General features: G+C 74.6%; 19 protein-coding genes. 7 read left to right on the top strand and 12 right to left on the bottom strand.

Features of this window, described 5'->3' with window-relative positions; all coding sequences use genetic code 11:
• Positions 1 to 57: 57 nt before the first annotated feature.
• The 3 genes from AC5L3Z_RS16835 to AC5L3Z_RS16825 form a co-directional block, all read right to left on the bottom strand.
• Positions 58 to 747 carry a hypothetical protein gene (locus tag AC5L3Z_RS16835; RefSeq protein WP_494843066.1) on the bottom strand — a complete coding sequence of 230 codons (690 nt, stop codon included), beginning with the start codon at positions 745 to 747 and terminating at the stop codon, positions 58 to 60.
• A 22-nt stretch (positions 748 to 769) separates the two neighbouring features.
• The gene (locus tag AC5L3Z_RS16830) at positions 770 to 1,312 is read right to left on the bottom strand and encodes a hypothetical protein (protein ID WP_494843064.1); all 543 of its coding nucleotides are present in this window, start codon (positions 1,310 to 1,312) and stop codon (positions 770 to 772) included.
• Between the two features lie 171 nt (positions 1,313 to 1,483).
• Positions 1,484 to 2,134, bottom strand: coding sequence for an NAD(P)-dependent oxidoreductase (locus AC5L3Z_RS16825; RefSeq protein WP_494843062.1), 651 nt, complete (start codon positions 2,132 to 2,134; stop codon positions 1,484 to 1,486).
• Positions 2,135 to 2,194: 60 nt separating this feature from the next.
• On the opposite strand from AC5L3Z_RS16825, the gene AC5L3Z_RS16820 reads away from it, so the two are divergent.
• Entirely contained in the window at positions 2,195 to 2,725 is a 531-nt protein-coding gene (locus tag AC5L3Z_RS16820) for a MarR family winged helix-turn-helix transcriptional regulator (RefSeq protein ID WP_494843060.1), read from the top strand.
• A gap of 111 nt (positions 2,726 to 2,836) precedes the next feature.
• Here AC5L3Z_RS16820 and AC5L3Z_RS16815 read toward each other — a convergent pair whose 3' ends face one another.
• Positions 2,837 to 3,355: a 2'-5' RNA ligase family protein gene (locus AC5L3Z_RS16815; protein WP_494843058.1), complete on the bottom strand. Its 519-nt coding sequence runs from the start codon at positions 3,353 to 3,355 to the stop codon at positions 2,837 to 2,839.
• A gap of 54 nt (positions 3,356 to 3,409) precedes the next feature.
• Between AC5L3Z_RS16815 and AC5L3Z_RS16810 the strand changes: the two genes are divergently transcribed.
• From AC5L3Z_RS16810 to AC5L3Z_RS16800, 3 genes are all read left to right on the top strand, one after another.
• Entirely contained in the window at positions 3,410 to 3,838 is a 429-nt protein-coding gene (locus tag AC5L3Z_RS16810; RefSeq protein WP_494843056.1) for a nucleoside deaminase, read from the top strand.
• 300 nt (positions 3,839 to 4,138) lie between these two features.
• Positions 4,139 to 4,819, top strand: coding sequence for a hypothetical protein (locus AC5L3Z_RS16805; protein ID WP_494843054.1), 681 nt, complete (start codon positions 4,139 to 4,141; stop codon positions 4,817 to 4,819).
• Positions 4,816 to 5,163: a hypothetical protein gene (locus tag AC5L3Z_RS16800; RefSeq protein ID WP_494843052.1), complete on the top strand. Its 348-nt coding sequence runs from the start codon at positions 4,816 to 4,818 to the stop codon at positions 5,161 to 5,163. Before AC5L3Z_RS16805 ends, AC5L3Z_RS16800 begins: the two co-directional genes overlap by 4 nt.
• Here the strand turns inward: AC5L3Z_RS16800 and AC5L3Z_RS16795 are convergent.
• Positions 5,160 to 5,765 (bottom strand): response regulator transcription factor, encoded by a 606-nt coding sequence (locus tag AC5L3Z_RS16795; protein WP_494843050.1) that lies wholly within the window; start codon positions 5,763 to 5,765, stop codon positions 5,160 to 5,162. The two genes, AC5L3Z_RS16800 and AC5L3Z_RS16795, sit on opposite strands and share 4 nt — an antisense overlap.
• A complete protein-coding gene (locus AC5L3Z_RS16790) occupies positions 5,762 to 6,913 on the bottom strand; it encodes a sensor histidine kinase (RefSeq protein WP_494843048.1) in 1,152 nt (383 codons plus the stop codon). The genes AC5L3Z_RS16795 and AC5L3Z_RS16790 overlap by 4 nt, the downstream gene beginning before the upstream one ends.
• A gap of 133 nt (positions 6,914 to 7,046) precedes the next feature.
• On the opposite strand from AC5L3Z_RS16790, the gene AC5L3Z_RS16785 reads away from it, so the two are divergent.
• Positions 7,047 to 7,889 carry a hypothetical protein gene (locus tag AC5L3Z_RS16785; protein WP_494843046.1) on the top strand — a complete coding sequence of 281 codons (843 nt, stop codon included), beginning with the start codon at positions 7,047 to 7,049 and terminating at the stop codon, positions 7,887 to 7,889.
• Positions 7,890 to 7,957: 68 nt separating this feature from the next.
• Positions 7,958 to 9,667, top strand: a complete 1,710-nt coding sequence (locus tag AC5L3Z_RS16780) for a DEAD/DEAH box helicase (protein ID WP_494843044.1) — start codon at positions 7,958 to 7,960, stop codon at positions 9,665 to 9,667.
• A gap of 188 nt (positions 9,668 to 9,855) precedes the next feature.
• On the opposite strand, the gene AC5L3Z_RS16775 is transcribed toward AC5L3Z_RS16780, so the two are convergent.
• Positions 9,856 to 10,320 (bottom strand): MarR family winged helix-turn-helix transcriptional regulator, encoded by a 465-nt coding sequence (locus tag AC5L3Z_RS16775; RefSeq protein WP_494843042.1) that lies wholly within the window; start codon positions 10,318 to 10,320, stop codon positions 9,856 to 9,858.
• A 55-nt stretch (positions 10,321 to 10,375) separates the two neighbouring features.
• Between AC5L3Z_RS16775 and AC5L3Z_RS16770 the strand changes: the two genes are divergently transcribed.
• Positions 10,376 to 10,864, top strand: coding sequence for an SgcJ/EcaC family oxidoreductase (locus tag AC5L3Z_RS16770; RefSeq protein WP_494843040.1), 489 nt, complete (start codon positions 10,376 to 10,378; stop codon positions 10,862 to 10,864).
• Positions 10,865 to 10,934: 70 nt separating this feature from the next.
• Here AC5L3Z_RS16770 and lon read toward each other — a convergent pair whose 3' ends face one another.
• The 5 genes from lon to AC5L3Z_RS16745 all read right to left on the bottom strand — a co-directional run bounded on the left by lon (position 10,935) and on the right by AC5L3Z_RS16745 (position 16,556).
• Positions 10,935 to 13,265 (bottom strand): endopeptidase La, encoded by a 2,331-nt coding sequence (lon, locus tag AC5L3Z_RS16765; RefSeq protein ID WP_494843038.1) that lies wholly within the window; start codon positions 13,263 to 13,265, stop codon positions 10,935 to 10,937.
• A 43-nt stretch (positions 13,266 to 13,308) separates the two neighbouring features.
• Positions 13,309 to 13,551 (bottom strand): hypothetical protein, encoded by a 243-nt coding sequence (locus tag AC5L3Z_RS16760; RefSeq protein WP_494843037.1) that lies wholly within the window; start codon positions 13,549 to 13,551, stop codon positions 13,309 to 13,311.
• Positions 13,552 to 13,640: 89 nt separating this feature from the next.
• On the bottom strand, positions 13,641 to 14,816 hold the full coding sequence (locus AC5L3Z_RS16755; protein WP_494843036.1) for a putative manganese transporter: 1,176 nt from the start codon (positions 14,814 to 14,816) through the stop codon (positions 13,641 to 13,643).
• Between the two features lie 70 nt (positions 14,817 to 14,886).
• The gene (locus AC5L3Z_RS16750; protein WP_494843035.1) at positions 14,887 to 15,756 is read right to left on the bottom strand and encodes a manganese catalase; all 870 of its coding nucleotides are present in this window, start codon (positions 15,754 to 15,756) and stop codon (positions 14,887 to 14,889) included.
• An 86-nt stretch (positions 15,757 to 15,842) separates the two neighbouring features.
• Entirely contained in the window at positions 15,843 to 16,556 is a 714-nt protein-coding gene (locus tag AC5L3Z_RS16745; RefSeq protein ID WP_494843033.1) for a sensor histidine kinase, read from the bottom strand.
• Between the last annotated feature and the right edge of the window lie 47 nt (positions 16,557 to 16,603).

Below are 16,603 nucleotides of genomic sequence, written 5' to 3'. Positions count from 1 at the left end.
GCACCCGTGGGGTGCGCGGCGTCCCGGTGCGGCAGCCCCGCCGCCCGCCGCCGGTGGTCAGACCGGGTGCGGCGTACGCGGGGATGGCTCGGGCGCACGTCGGATCAGGATGACGCTGTACGCCACGATCCACACCAGCCAGAGCAGCCAACCGGCGAGGCCGAACAGGGCCAGCGGGTTGACCCCGTCGAGCCCGTACGGACTCGTCGTCGCGGTGGCGAACAGGAGCGCGGCGGCGAGGAAGCCCGTGCCGGCGTGCCACCGGGCCATGACGCCGGTGCGGACGCCGAACATCGACAGCCCGACGAGGGCGGTCGCCAGGAACACCTGGTTGAAGCCGAACAGGGCGGTGTACAGGCCCCACAGCCCGGCGACGCCGTCGGCGTCGTGCCGCGCGGCGGACGCGAGCGCGAGCCGGGTGGCTTCGACGCTGGTGAACACCACCGACTGCATGAGCACCCCGGCGAGGCCGACCAGGGACCACGGGTCCGTCCGTGCCCGCTCGTCGCGTCGGAGGCAGACACACACCCCGACGGCGAAGACGGTGGCCAGCAACCAGGCCGCCGGCAGGAGTGCCGAGGCCAGCCGCAGTGACCCGGATCCGGCGGCGAAGACGGTGGTGATCTCGTCGAGAGACGCGGTCTCGGACGGGGTGGGAAGACCCGCGGTGGCCAGCACCAGGTTCGCCGCGATCAGGAGGACGACGAAGCCGATGCCGGCGCCGCCGGCGAGGCGGGAGAAGCGCATCTCGGGGTCCGTCCGGTGGGGGTCACGCCGACTCGTGGACGAGCCGGTGGAAGGCGGGCAGGGCGTGCATCCCGTGCGCGTCGAGGGTGGCTCGCACGAAGCGGTGGAAGCTCGGCCGCGCCAGTTGCCCGGCCAGGAAACGGATCGGTCCGACGGGCAGCCGCGCGTAGTTGACGAGCGCGAACGGCGACGGCCCGGTGGGGCGCAGGGCGGTGGAGTTGTCCACGCCGGTCTTCGTGGTGTACCAGCCGGTGACGGAGCGCCAGATGGCTTCGGCGTCGGTGCCCGGCGCGGCGGTGAAGTGGTTGAACAGGAAGGTGCCGTCGGTCCGGGCCTCGGTCTCGCCGATCCGGGCCACGTTGACGCCGGCGAGGACCTGCTCGCCGCCGAGGGCCGAGACCTCCGCGCAGGCGCGCACCGCCGGCAGGTGGTCCGGGCGCGCGGTCCGGATGAGCGTCACGAGGTCGTACCGGGGCGCGCCCGGCAGTGGCGGGATGAACACCGCCCGGTAGACGCGGACGGACACGACGTCCGGGCGGCGCAGGAGCGCCGGAACGGCCTGCACGAGCCGCGCCGCGGCCCGTCTCCGTCGCGGGGTGCGGGTGTGGACCGGTGCCCGTCGTGGGCGTTCGGCCTGGAAGCCCAGATACAGGAACCCGTGCGGTTCCGGCTCGGTGAACTGAGGCAACGGGTGGGGGGTCATGCGTCCTCCGGCTTCGACGGCGACAACGACCGGTCAGTACGCGATGCCGACCGGCTGGCGGATGGTCGCGGGGTCGCCGACGGCGGCGAGCATGGCGTGGGCCACGTCGGCCCGCGAGATGGTGTAGCCGCGCGCCACGTTGCTGCCGACCGCGGTGCGGTACCGGCCGGTCAGCGACCTGTTGGTGAGCTTGGGCGGTCGCACGACGGTCCAGTCCACGGGGCTGTCCGCCAGGGCGTCCTCCATGGCACGCAGGTCCGCGTAGAGGTCCTTGAGCAGGGCGCTGATGCCGGGCAGGACGACGCGGCGGTTGAGGAAACTGTCCCCCTCCGGTGTCGGGCCGACCGGGGCGGCACTGACCGCGACCAGACGCCGCACGCCTTCAGCCCGCATGGCCTCCAGGATCGTGCGTGTGGCGGTGGAGGCGACGGGCCCGTCGTGGCGTCCGCGGGGGCCCACCCCGGACAGGACCGCGTCGCTGCCGCGCACCACCGGGCTCACCACATCGGCGTCGTCCAACGCCGGCACGGTCACGAGTTCCAGCGTCGGATGGCGCACGTCGAGGCGGGCCGGGTCGCGGACGACGGCGGTCACGTCGTGTCCGAGGTCCAATGCCTGGCGTACGACCTGGCTGCCGATGCCGCCGGTCGCCCCGAAGACGGTCACCCGCACTGTCGCCTCCAAGGTAGGGATGGTTAGTTATTGTTACCCTAGACGACAATTACCGTGTCGTACAATAGTGGGGTGTCCGACCACCCCACACCCGGTGCCGACCGGCCGCTGGCCGGCCGGGCCAACTTCCTGTTGTCGCAGCTCGGGTTCCACATCGCGCAGACGTTCGCCGCGCGGCTGGCACCACTGGGCATCGCGCCGAACCACTTCGGCCTGCTGATGCACCTGGAGCGCGGCGAAGGGAGCACCCAGCAACAGCTCGCCGACGCCCTCGGCATCCACCGCAAGGTCATGGTCGGCCTGCTCGACGACCTCGAGCAGCGCGGGCTGGTCGAACGTCGACGACACCCCGGCGACCGCCGCGCCCACGCCATTCATCCGACGGCAGCCGCGCGCGAGCTGCTACCCCGCGCCCGCAGGATCGCCGACCAGCACGAGGAAGAGATCCTCGCCGCGCTGGGCGGCGACGAACGGGCCCGGTTCATCGCCGTCCTGCAACGGCTCGCCGACCACACCGGGAACCCACCGGGCGTCCACCCCGGCCTGCGCCACGCGGCCGCCCGGTCCGCTCACCCCCCGGTCGCCCCGGCCGGTACCGGGTAACGCGTCAATCTCGCGACCGTACGGAAGCGCCGTGTGGCGCAGCGGTTCGGCCGGCGACGGCGACCGTGGCGCCGCCGCGACCGTCGCGGCCCGCCACGGCCTGCCGCGTGCTCACCGAGAAGCGCCGAGCGGGCCGACCGTACGGGTGTCGCCGTCGTAGCTGCGCGCCGCCACGAACTCCCCCGCCGGCCGCTCGACGCCGGCCAGCGCCCGGGCCAGCCGCCGGTCGTTGTCGCGGAACCGCAGCGCGAGGCTCAGGTGCGGAATCCACCGCCCCGGCGCGTGCCACGGGTTCTGCCCGTCGGCCCCGGCGAGCACGTCCCAGACGGCCGCGTGCAGCGCGATCAGCTCCGGTGTGGGCCGGACCAGCCAGACCAGCGGGGCACTGCCGTCGAGCACCTCGACCCGGTCGAGGCGTACCGGCAGGGGCAGGGCCGCGTCGACCAGGTCGGCGAGGCGCTCGGCCGTCCCGGGTGGGAACGCGTCGACGGAGGCCAGGGTGAGGTGCGGGCGGTTGGTGGGGTGGGTGTTGCGGGCCAGGCTGGGCAGCCCGGCGACGGCGAGCCGGTCCCAGGCGGCGCGCACGGTCTCCTCCAGCCGCGGGGAGCAGAGCAGTTCGACCGTACGCACGCCCGTCAGGCTAGTCGGCGTGTGCGGGGCCGTCCGGCGGGGAACCCGGTCCGGATGAGCGTGCTGACCGACACCGACGAACGCCATCTGCGCCGTGCGATCGCACTGGCCGAGGCGGCGCGGGCGACCGGGGACGGCCCGTTCGGGTCGCTGCTGGTCTCCGCCGACGGGCAGGTGCTGGCCGAGGAGGTCAACACCGAACGGACCGACGACGACATCACCGCGCACCCGGAGCTGAAGCTGGCCCGCTGGGCGGCCCGGCGGCTCGACCCCGACGAGGCGCGCCGCGCCACCCTGTACACCAGCTGCCAGCCGTGCGGCATGTGCGCCACCGCCATCGACCACTCCGGCCTGGGCCGGGTGGTCTACGCGCTCAGCGCGGAGCAGCTCGCCGCACTGCGGCCGGCGGAGGCGACGACACCGGTGGCGTACGCCGGCCCGGCCCTGCTCGACGAGGCGCGGGCGCCGGTCGAGCGGGCCTAGGTTCTGTCGTCAGAGGTCACGCCCGCGCCCATGCCAGCGGACAGCGTGGCGACCTGACACTTCACCCACCGCCCCGGCAGGCCGGCGGCTTGCTCATGCGATCATGCGCGCGGCTCTCGATCGACCCGTGCCAGGCAACCGATCAGACGGTCGAGCGATCGAGCCATCGGGCATCGAGCAATCGAGCGAGAACGGAAGTGCGGTGTGAGCGGGGCTGGTGGGCAGGACGGGTCGTTCGCGTCCGATGAGGAGTGGGACCGGTTCCTCCGTGAATCGGTGGCGGGTGCGGCCGGGGCCCCCGTGGAGCCGTCCGCGCGCGCCCGTGAGGTGGAGCGGCGGCTGCGGGAGCGCTCCGGGCAGCCGGAGGGCTGGCGTACGTACTCACCGGCCCAGCCCCGGCGCAGGACAGGCTGGTACGTGACCGGACTGGCGACGGTCGTGGCCCTCCTGGTCGTGGGGTTCTTCCCGCAGCAGGTCGTCGGCGGGTTCGGTGGCAACGACGGTGGGCAGGACGGGGCCCCGTTGGCCGCCGAGTCGGAAGTCCCGCGGGAGGCGCCCGGCGCCGAGCCCGATCTGCGCCCTACCCTCGCCGAACCCTTCCGGGGTTCACCTGCCGCCCGCTGGGCCGACGGAGCGGCAGGGATCACGGTGCCACCGGCCAGGGCGACCGGCTGGATGGACGCCGCCCAGGTCGAGCGGGCACTGCGGCAGAGCCGGGACTTCCTGGTGGCCGCGGGGCTCGACTCCCGCGTGCTGCGTGGCGAGCGGCCCACGAAGGCGATCGCGCTGTTGAACCCGCACCAGAAGGACGTCCAGGAGTACCTCCGTACCGCCCTGTCGTCGACGGCGCCCACTCCCGAGACCAACCCGCTGCTGTTGTTCAGCCGCTTCCGGCCAGAGCAGGCCCGGCTGGTCGGTGACGTGGTCAAGACGCGCGGTCGGCTCACGTATCGGGAGGGAAACGGGGGGCGGTCGAGGTGACGGCGGACGTCACCTTTGTGTACCCGGTCACGCCGGCGGGCGACGGCGGGCGGGACGAGGTCGTCCGTACGATCGTGCGGCGCGAGGTGGTGATGAGCTGGGACGACCCGGCCAAGGTCATCACCGAACCGGGCACGATGTCCCTCGTCTCGTACGCGCTCGACATGACCAACGGCGGCTGCTCCGCCCCGACCGGCTACTTCGTGCCGCCCTTCGGCACGGCCGACGGGCAGCCCGCCGACCAGGCCCGCCAGGTCGATCCGTACGACCGCAGCAAGCCGATCGACACGAGCAACGGCACGACGGCCACGGGCAACGGCTGCGCGACCGCGACCCGCTCCTAGAGCCAGCCCGCCGCGCGGGCGATCCGCACCGCCTCGGCGCGGTCGCCCGCCCCCAGCTTCTGCACGCACGCCGCCAGGTGGTTGCGGACCGTGCCGGCGGCCAGGTGGGTACGCCGGGCGATCACCGCGACCGGGGTGCCGTACTCGGCCAGCCGGAGGGTCTCCAGCTCGCGTGGGGTGAGCGGGCACTCGGGCTGGCTCAACGCCTCCGCAGCCAGCGCCGGGTCGACGTACCGGGCACCCGAGTGGACCCGGCGGACCACGTCGGCGAGCGCGCCACCCGGGGCGCCCTTGGCCAGGAAGCCGCGGGCGCCCGCGGCCAACGCCCGGCGCAGGTGGCCGGGGCGGCCGTGGCCGGTGAGGATCACCACCGCGCAGCCGGGCAGCGCACGGCCCAGCTCGACGGCGAGGTCGATGCCGCCGGGCGGGGGCATCTCCAGGTCGGCCACGGCGACGTCCGGCCGGTGGGCCCGCGCCGCGTCGAGCGCCGTCCGCCCGTCCGGGGCCTGGGCGACCACCTCGATGTCCGGCTCGAGGGCGAGCAGCGCGGCGAGGGCCTGCCGGATCAGCTCCTCGTCGTCGGCGAGCAGGACCCGGATCACGAGACCACCGGCGCGGTGGCGGTCAGGGTGAAGACGTCGCCGTCCCGCCGGGTACGAACCGTCCCGCCCACCGCGGCCAGCCGCTCGGTCAGGCCGCGCAGCCCGTGGCTGTGGTCGTCCGGGCCGCCGTCACCGCCCGCCCCGTCGTTGCGGACCGTCATCGTCGCCACGCCGTCCTCCCGGGTGATCTCGATCCGGCACCAGCCCGCCCGGCTGTGCCGCAGCACGTTCGTGCCCGCCTCGCGCAGCACCGCCGCCAGCTCCGTGGCGACGCCCGCCGGCAGCTCCTGCGCCGCGGGTACGACGGTGCACCGCACGCCGCATGAGCCGAGCACCTCGGCCAGCGCGGCGAGCTGCTCGGTCAGGTCCACCGCGCGGTAGCCGTGCACCGCCTCGCGCACCCGGTGCAGCGCCGACCCGGCGAGCCGCTGCACCTCGGCCGCCTCCCGGCCGGCCCGCACCGCGTCCACGGGTGCGAGGCGGGCGGCCAGCTCCGCCTTCAACGCGATCACCGTGAGGTCCTGGCCGAGCAGGTCGTGCACGTCCCGGGCGAAGCGCAGCCGCTCCTCGGCGGCGGCCAGCCGGGCCCGCGCCTCCTGACCCTGCCGGGCCGCCACCAGCAGGTCCCAGAACCAAACCTGCACCCCGTTCACGGCGGCGATCCCGACGCCGACACCCCCGGTGACCGCCAGGTGGGTGCCGAGCTCGCCGCCGGTCGCGGCGGCCACCGCGAGGGAGGTCGCCACGCACCCCACGGCGGCAACGACGGCGGCGCGGGGCCGGAACAGCAGCGGGGTCATCCCGACCAGTGAGGCGCCCAGCCAGGCCCAGGTCGGCCAGGCGCCGGCCGCCACCGGGCCGACCAGTGGCACCGACAGCGCGGCCACCGCGGCGAGGCCGAGCTGGAACCGGCGTCGCCACCGCTGGGCCAGCCAGGGGGTGACCGCCGCGTAGAGCACGGCGGTCTGCGCGGCGGCGAACGCGACGACGACCGCCGTTCCGGTCGCCAGCCGCAGCGCGTCGGGCTCCCGGGCCAGGCCGACGCCGGGCAGCAGCAGGCTCGTCCAGAGCCCGCTGGCCAGCGACACGAGGGTCACCAGGCGGGCCCGACGCAGCCGCCGGTCCGCCCCCGCCGCCCCGTCCGTCATGCCCGTCGATCCTAGGGGTCCACCCGGGCCGCCCCACCCCCGTGTCGCGCACGGGTCGGCCGTGCGTTGCGCACGGTTTTCCCGTGCGGAACGAGCCTGTCGTACGCTGCCGGCAAGTGGCAGCGTCGACGGCATGACGGAGAAGACGCTCGCCGTACCCTCGCCCCCGCCGACCCCCACGGACCGCGCCGGCCGTCGCCTCCTGCGGCACCTGGCCGAGATGGCCGCCGCCATGGTGGTCGGGATGCTGCTGCTCGGCCCGCTCTGGCGACTGGCCGGCGACGCCGCCGGCCGGGCCGACCTGCTGGCCCGGCCGGTCGTCGCCGCGCTGGTGATGGCCACCGACATGTCGATCGGAATGGCGGTGTGGATGTGGCACCGGGGTCACGGCGCCCGGGCCACCGCCGAGATGGTCGCCGCCATGTACGTGCCGTTCCTGCTGCTGCTCGTCCCCTTCGCCGCCGGGCTGGTCGGCGGGGACGCCCTGATGCTCGGCGGCCACCTGCTGATGGTGCCGGCCATGGTCCTGGTGGCGCTGCGGCACCGGCACGCCCACCCGACGCCGGCGCCCCGCCACCCGACGGTGGCCGCGCTGGCCCGCCGCTGGCCGACCTGGCTGGCGCTGCTGGTGACGTTCGACAGCTGGTTCGCCCCGGTGGTCCTGCCGCCGTGGAGCCTGCTGGTGCTGCCGGGCGGCTACCTGCTGATCGGCACGGTGCGCCGGCAGTGGCGGGACCGGGGCGCGCTGGCGGTGCAGCTGGCCGGGCTGGCCGGCTGGTCCGCGCTGGCCGGGGTGGCGGCGCTCGCCGACGACGGCCCGGCGCGGTGGCTGGTCGCCGCCGGCTGGCTCGGGCACGCGGTCTGGGACGTCGCGCACCACCGTGCCGGCCGGGTGGTGCCGCGCGGGTACGCCGAGTGGTGCGCGGTCTTCGACATCGCCGTCGGGCTGATCATCGTGCTCGCGATCGTCACCTGAGCGTGTCGCGGGTGACGGTTGTGCCGGTCGCCGGAGCGAGCCGGCGGAGGTGATGAAAAGCTTTGCCCATGAGTTCCGCACCCGTACCGACCGACCCCACCACGCCCGGCGACCCCGACGAGGGGACCGCCTTCGCCGATCTCGGGCTGCGCGCCGAGCTGCTCGGCGCGCTCTCCGCCCTCGGCTACGAGGAGCCGACCCCGATCCAGCGGGAGGCGATCCCGCCGCTGCTGGCCGGCCAGGACCTGCTCGGCCAGGCGGCCACCGGTACGGGTAAGACCGCCGCGTTCGCCCTCCCGCTGCTGCAGCGGATGCCGGACGGCCGCGGCGGGGGCGACCCGATGTCGCTGGTGCTGGTGCCTACCCGGGAGCTGGCCGTCCAGGTGTCCGAGGCGTTCCACCGGTACGGCAAGGACCTGGGCACCCGGGTGCTGCCGATCTACGGCGGGCAGCCGATCGGCCGCCAGCTGCGCGCGCTGGACGCCGGCGTGGACGTGGTGGTGGCCACCCCGGGCCGAGCGCTGGACCACATCGCCCGGGGCACCCTGCGGCTGGGTTCGCTGGCCACGGTGGTGCTTGACGAGGCGGACGAGATGCTCGACATGGGCTTCGCCGAGGACATCGAGGCGATCCTGGAGCACGCCCCGGCCGAGCGGCAGACGGTGCTCTTCTCGGCGACCATGCCGTCCCGGATCGACGGGATGGCCCGCCAGCACCTGACCGACCCGGTGCGCATCCAGATTGGCCGCGAGCAGCCGGTCGCCGGGGAGGCGCCCCGGGTGCGGCAGAGCGCGTACATCGTGGCGCGGGGGCACAAGCCGGCGGCGCTGGGCCGGGTGCTGGACGTGGAGTCGCCCACCGCGGCGATCGTCTTCTGCCGCAGCCGGGAGGAGGTCGACCGGCTCACCGAGACGATGAACGGCCGCGGTTACCGGGCCGAGGCGCTGCACGGCGGGATGAGCCAGGAGCAGCGCGACCGGGTGATGGGTCGACTGCGGTCGAGCACCGCCGACCTGCTGGTCGCCACCGACGTGGCCGCTCGGGGCCTGGACGTCGAGCAGCTCACCCATGTGGTGAACTACGACGTTCCGTCGGCCCCCGAGTCGTACGTGCACCGGATCGGCCGGGTCGGCCGGGCCGGGCGGGAGGGCGTGGCGATCACCCTCGCCGAGCCGCGTGAGCACCGGATGCTCAAGACCATCGAGCGGGTCACCGGGCAGCGGATCACCATCGACAAGATCCCGACGGTGGCGGACCTGCGGACCCGGCGGCTGGAGCTGACCCAGGCGGCGCTGCGGGAGTCGCTGCTGGAGGACGACCTGGACCCGTTCCGGGTCATCGTGGAGACGCTCTCCGACGAGTTCGACATGATGGAGGTCGCGCTCGCCGCGGTGAAGCTGGCCCACGAGGCGGCCGGACCCACCACCGAGGACGAGGAGGAGATCCCCCAGGTGGCGGTCCGCGCCCCGCGCGAGGGCGGCCGGCCGGAGACCGGTGGTCGGGGGGACCGGCGCGGCGGTGCCCGGCCCCGGTCGGGCAACACCACCCAGGTCTTCATCGGGCTGGGCCGGCGCGCCGGTGTCCGGCCGCAGGACCTGGTGGGCGCGATCACCGGGGAGACCGGGCTGAACGGGCGGGACATCGGCTCGATCGAGATCGCGGACCGGTTCTCCCTGGTCGAGGTGCCGGTCGCGGTGGCCGACGACGTGATCGCCGGGCTGCGCGGCAGCACCATCAAGGGCCGTCGCACCACGGTGCGCCGGGACCGCGACCGCTGATTCCGGTACGCCGAGGGCCCCGGCTGGCGCCGGGGCCCTCGGCGTGTGTGGGGTCACCAGGGGCCCCGCGTCCGACGGCCGTCAGGCGGCGATGAGCGTCGGTCCGATGAGGTGTCGAGGTCAGCCGGGCACAGCGGGAGGGCGTGGACGGCCGCCGTGGCGCGGCGGGTGCCGAGCGCGGCGCCGGATCATCGGCGTGGGCGGGCGCCGAGCCGCTCGGTGTGCTCCTGCTGCACCGCGCGGGCGGTGGCCAGGAAGTCGATGATGACGTCCAGTTGGGCGCGGTCGTAGCGGTCGAGGGCGCGCAGGCCCGCCTCGCCGACCGGCCGGTAGATCTCCCGCTCCGCGACGCGGGCCGCATCGGTGGCCGCCACCAGCACCCGCCGTCGGCTCTCCGGGTCCCGGGTACGCGCCACCAATCCGGCCCGTTCCAGCCGGTCGATGACGGTGGTGGTGGCCGCCGGGCTGAGCCGCAGTGCCGCCGTCAGGTCGCCGGCGGTCAGCGGCCCGACGCCGAGAACGATGTCGAGGGCCCGCAGGTCGGTGCGGTTGATGCCGAGCCGGGCCGCCGCCGCCTCGTCGAAGGCGTCGAAGCTCTGCTGCAGAAGCCGGATCTGCCGGGCCACCTCACGCGGCAACTCACTTTTCGACATTCGAACCTTTCTGCTAGTGTTCATTTCGACGATCGAACACTAGCAGGAGGCTTCCGTGACCGACGACGACCGCACCGAGATCCGCCAGCTCTTCCACCGGCTGTTGGCTGCCTGGACTGCGAACGACGCGACCGCCTACGGCGCCTGCTTCACGCCGGACTCGGATTACGTCTCCTACGACGGCACCCGGGCGGCCGGCCGGGCACCGATGCAGGAGGCGCACGACCAGCTCTTCCGGGGCGTCCTCGCCGGCTCGGCGCTGGTCGGCGAGGTGGAGTCGATTCGCCCCGTCAGCCCCGACGTGGCGGTGGTGCACGGGACCGGTTCGGTGCTCATGCCGTGGCGCACCCGGCTGCCCCGGCGCCGGCTGTCCCGACAGACCCTGGTCGTGGTCCGGACCGCCGAGGGGTGGCGGTTCACCGCCCTGCACAACAGCCGGGTCCGCCCGGTACGGATCCCCACCCCCGACTCGGTGCCCGCCCGGCTCTCCCAGGCCATGGGCCGGTGCGCGCGCACGCTCGGACTCGGTCGACCCGTCCGCTGACCGGCCCGACCAGCGAGGCGACAAACCGGGGGCGCGGAATGCCCGCGCCCCCGGTCATGCCCCGCCACGGTCAGGCGACGGTGAGCGTCGGTCCGGTGAGGGTGTCGGCGTCGGCCGGGCGCAGCGCCAGGGCGAGCACGTCGGCGACGTCGGCGAGGGTGTGGATGGTCAGCGCCTCGCGGACCTCGGTGGGCAGGTCGTCCAGGTCCGGCTCGTTGCGCGCCGGGATGATCACCTCGGTGAGGCCGGCCCGGTGCGCGGCGAGCAGCTTCTGCTTCACCCCGCCGATGGGCAGCACCCGACCGGAGAGGGTCACCTCGCCGGTCATCCCGAACTCGGGGCGGACCGGCCGGCCGCTGGCCAGCGAGGCCAGCGCGGTGACCATGGTGATGCCGGCGCTGGGGCCGTCCTTGGGCACCGCACCCGCCGGGACGTGCAGGTGGATGCGCCGCCCGGCGAGCGCGTTCGGGTCCAGCCCGAGCCGACGCCCGTTGGAGCGCAGGTACGACAGGGCGATGTGCGCGGACTCCTTCATCACGTCACCGAGCTGGCCGGTCAGGGTCAGCCCCGGCTCGCCGTCCATGCTGGTGGCCTCGATGAAGAGCACGTCGCCGCCGGCGCCGGTGACGGCCAGGCCGGTGGCCACGCCGGGCACCGCCGTCCGCTCCGCCGACTCCGGGGTGAACTTCGGCCGGCCCAGGTAGCGAGCCAGGTTGCCGGTGTCCACCCGGACCGGGGCCGGGTCGCCTGCCAACTCGACGGCGACCTTGCGCAGGATCTTCGCCAGGCCCCGTTCGAGCTGCCGGACGCCGGCCTCCCGGGTGTACTCCCCCGCGATCCGCGCCAGGGCCTCGTCGGCCACGGTCACCTCGTCGGCGGTCAGCCCGGCCCGCTCGCGCTGCCGGGGCAGCAGGTGGTCCCGGGCGATCGCGACCTTCTCGTCCTCGGTGTAGCCGTCCAGGCCCACCAGCTCCATCCGGTCCAGCAGCGGGCCGGGGATGGTCTCCACCACGTTGGCGGTGGCCAGGAAGAGCACGTCGGACAGGTCGAGGTCGACCTCCAGGTAGTGGTCCCGGAAGGTGTGGTTCTGCGCCGGGTCGAGCACCTCCAGCAGGGCCGCGGCGGGGTCGCCGGCGTACCCGGCGCTCAGCTTGTCGACCTCGTCGAGGAGCACGACCGGGTTCATCGAGCCGGCCTCGCGCAGCGCCCGCACGATCCGGCCGGGCAGCGCGCCGACGTAGGTGCGCCGGTGACCGCGGATCTCCGCCTCGTCACGGACGCCACCGAGGGAGACCCGGACGAAGTTGCGCCCGAGCGCCCGGGCGACCGACTCGCCGAGGCTGGTCTTGCCGACGCCGGGCGGGCCGGCGAGGGCGAGCACGGCACCGGAGCCACGGCCGCCGACCACGCCGAGGTCGCGCTCGGCGCGGCGGTTGCGCACCGCCAGGTACTCCAGGATGCGGTCCTTCACGTCGGCCAGGCCGGCGTGGTCGGCGTCGAGCACCGCGCGGGCCGCGGCCAGGTCGGTGTTGTCCTCGGTACGGGTGCCCCACGGCATCTCCAGCACCGTGTCGAGCCAGGTACGGATCCAGCCCGCCTCCGGGGAGGCGTCACTGGCCCGCTCGAGCTTGCCGACCTCGCGCAGCGCCGCCTCGCGGACCTTCTCCGGCAGGTCGGCGGACTCGACCCGGGCCCGGTAGTCGGCGGAGCCGTCGGGTTCGTCCTCACCGAGCTCCTTGCGGATGGCCGCGAGCTGCTGGCGGAGCAGGAACTCCCGCTGGGACTTCTCCAGCCCCTCGCGGACGTCGGTGTTGATCTGCTCGGTGACTTCCTGCTCGGCGAGGTGGTCCTTGACCCAGCCGACGAGCAGTTCCAGCCGGGCGGTGACGTCCGGCGCGGCGAGCAGTTCGGTCTTCTGGGCCAGGCTCAGCCAGGGCGCGTAGCCGGCCGCGTCGGCCAGCTCGGAGAGGTCGGTCATCCGCTCCATGGCGTCGATGACCTGCCAGGCGCCGCGCTGCTGGAGCACCGAGGTCATCAGCGCGCGGTACTCGCGGGCGAGTTCGCGCGCCCGGCCGGCCGGAGCGGGTTCGTCGAGTCGGGTCGCCTCGACCCAGAGGGCGGCGCCGGGGCCGGGCACGCCGGAGCCGATCCGGGCCCGGGAGAGGCCGCGGACCACGGCGGCCGGTTCGCCGTCGGGCAGCCGACCGACCTTCTCGATGGTGGCGATCACGCCGACGGGGCCGTACTCGCCGTCGATGCGGGGCACGGCCAGGAGGGTCTTGTCGCCGCTGGCGCGCGCCGCGTCGACCGCGGCCTGGGTGGTCGGGTCGAGGGTCACCGGGATGACCATCCCGGGCAGCAGGACGGCGTCGGTCAGAGGAAGTACCGGAAGAGTTGCCATCGAACACCTGCTATCGCGTTGAGTTGAGCGTGTCTGGCTCAAGTCACAAAGCGTTCCCCTTGTTCCGGGCCGTGGTCCAGGTCACTCCGGGCGTCCGGGCCGGGCCGGGGAGCAGCAGCTGGCGCAGTCGGCCGCCGCCCACCACGACGGCGACCGGGATCGCCAGGCTGACCAGCGCCAACGCGGCCACGGTCGGGGCGGGCAGGCCGAGCAGCAGCGCCACCACGGTCAGCGCGGCGAAGGCGACGAGCTTGCGGCGGGCACCGGCAACGAAGCTCAGCGACATCGTTTCCTCCTCGCGGGACGTCGGCCGGTCGGCCGGGGGTAGGGACACCGCGCCTCGCGGACCCGGGCCGCCCCGGGTCCGCGGCGTGGTCAGAGCAGGACGAGCAGGGCGGCGCCGACGGCAGCGGCCGGCACGGTGGTGATCACGGTGGCCAGCGCGGCCGAGCGCCGGCGCAGGGCGGCCAGCGGGATGAGCGCGTCGCCGTCCTGGCTGATCGCGTTGGCCACCAGCGTCGGCAGCGGGAGACCGCCGCTGATGAACAGCCCGGTGAAGACGATCTGCACGGCGCAGCCGGGGATGAGCCCGATGCCCGCGCCGACCAGCACCCCGAGCAGCCCGGCCAGCGCCAGCTCCGAACCGTCGAAGCCGGTCGTGGTGCTGAACAGCTGCCAACCGAGGTAGGCCACGGCCACCCAGACGGTCACGAAGGACGCCTCGTGCGCGCTGTGCCGCAGCGTCTCCCGCAGCGAGGCGGGCTGCGCCGTCTCCAGCGTGTCGTCGGCCAGCCGCCCACGGCCGGCCAGGAAGATCATCAGCGCGATCAGGGTGCCGAGCACCCCGAGCGCCAGGTACGGATCGACGCCGCCGGTGGCCCGGGTGAGCGCACCCGGGTCGACCAGCTGGAACACCACCGGCACCGACACCGCGAAGGCGGGCGTGGTCAGCCCCCAGAACGCGGCGGCCGGATCCCGCCGGCGCAGCCCGTCGAGCAGGCCGACCCGACCCCCGCGCGGGACACTCCCGGCGAGCGCCGGCACCGCCGCGGCGACGGCACCCGACCCGGCGCCGCCGGTCCCCGCGACGGTCGGGGCGCCGGCGGTCGCCAGCGCCTGACCGGCCCGCTCCCGAAGCCTTGGCCGGGCCACGGCCCGGGCCGGGTCGATCCCGAGCGCGTCCACGACGTAGCCGGTGACCAGACCGACCGCGAAGAGCAGCAGGTGCAGCCGGAGGGCGAAACCGGGATTCCAGGCCAGCACCACCCAGGAGGAGTCGCCCATGGTCGCGGTCAGCGCCGCGACCACGGTGCCGAAGGAGACCTTTCCCCGGGCGTACAGCGGCATCAGCACGATGGCGCCGCCACACCCGGGGCTGACCCCGAGCAGCGCGCCGACCAGCGGCCCGAGCCGCGGGTGCCGGGTCAGCCCGTCGGTGACCCGGTCGCCGTGGCGCCAGCGCAGCCAGCCGAAGAACGCCACCATCACGGCGACGTAGACACCCACCTGCATGAAGGCGTCCGCCAGCGGACGCAGCACGAGTTCGGTCACGGCACACCTCCTGGGCGTACGGGCGCCGCCGGGCCGTCCACCGCGGGCGGACGGCCCGGTGCGGACGGCATCAGGTGAGCTTGCTCTTGACCTTGGTGACCACGCCCGCGGCCATCCCCGGGTTCGTGCCGTACAGACGCGGGTCGCCCGGCGGCAGCACCGGTTCGGGGGCGTGGGCGCGCGGGCTGTGCTCGTACTTGAACTGGCCCTTGCCGTCCGGGGCCGGGCCGGAGGCCCAGCGCCCCTCGGCGGCGTCCTGCCCGGGCGAGAAGTCCAGGTACGTGTAGCTGAACTCCTCGGTGAGCTCCTTCGAGTCCGGGAAGGCGTCCGGCACCGGCATCTCCTCCAAGCCGTCCTCCTTGAGCTGCTCGATCGCCGCGAGCCACATGTTCTGGTGCATGGTGTCGCGGGCCAGCAGGAAGCGGAGCATCTGCTTGACCCCGGGGTCGTCGGTCATGTTGAACAGCCGGGAGACCTGGAGCCGGCCCTGGGCCTCGGCCGTGACGTTGAGCTGGAAGTCGGCCATCAGGTTGCCGCTGGCGGTGATGAAGCTGGCGTTCCAGGGCACCCCGTTGCTGTCCGTGGGCAGGGCCCCGCCGCCGCCGTGGATGAAGTGCGCGGGGTTGGACCCGCCGTAGATCGCGCCGACCATCGGGTTGTCGTCGGCGGCCTCCTGGAGCGAGAGCGGGGCGTTCTCCAGCAGCCGGGTGATCATCGTCGAGATCATCTCGACGTGGCCCATCTCCTCGGTGCCCACGTCGAGCAGCAGGTCCTTGTACTTACCGGGCAGCCGGCAGTTCCAGCCCTGGAAGAGATACTGGTTGGCGACGGTCATCTCGCCCCACTTGCCGCCCAGGATCTCCTGGAGCCGGCGGGCGAACGCGGCGTCGGGGCCGTCCGGCTTGGCCTCGAACTGCAGGTCCTTGACGTGGCTGAACATCGGGTCCTCCTCGGTGCCTGATGGGCTGACACCGGGGCAGTTCCCGTCGCCGTGACCCGCCGGGGCCAACCACCGTCCCCCGGGGGTCAGACCCGCGACCGGCCCGGGGGCAGCAGCACCTCCACGCCGACGCCGCCCGGGCGCAGCCGGTGCGCGCGCACCGTCCCGCCGTCGACGGCCACCAACTGCCGGACGATCCACAGGCCCAGGCCGTGCACGCCGCTGCCGGGGGCGGGGCGGCGCAGGGCCTGCGCCAGCGCGGCGACGGACCGCCCCTGGTCGGTGACGAGAAGGCTCAGCCCGTCCCGCCGCAGCGCCGCGTAGAGCCCGATCTCCCCGTCGTGCGGGCCGTGCCACAGCGCGTTCTGCACCAGGTTGACCAGCACCTGCCGGACCCGGCGGGCGGGCACCGGGCAGCGGCCGGCGCGGCGGGTGACCCGGGTGCGCAGCCGGTGCGCCGGGACCAGCGCGGCCACCGCGGGCAGCACCTCGCCCAGCGGCACGGTCGGCTCCGCCCGTACGGCCAGGGGAAGCCCGCCGCCCCCGGCGGCCGCGTCGCGCAGCAACCCGTCCAGGTGGGCGGCCTGCTCGCGGGCCAGCTCGGTGATCGCCCGGCGGTCGGCGTCGGTGAGCCCGGCGCGGTCGTCGGCGAGCGCGCGGGTGAGCGAGGTCAGGGTGCTGACCGGGGTACGGAACTCGTGGCAGAGCACCCGCACCATCAGCGCGGGATCGGCCCGGTCGTCGAGGTCCGCCCGTCGCCACCGCAGCAGCATGGCCCGGAGACCCTGTGGTGACCGCATCCGCTCGACCCCCCTCGATCGGTGCATATCCGCATGATCCGTACCCG

This window comes from Micromonospora sp. LZ37 (genome assembly GCF_059359015.1).
The sequence above is the reverse complement of the archived record's forward strand: the minus strand, read 5'-3'. Positions and strand labels throughout refer to the sequence as shown.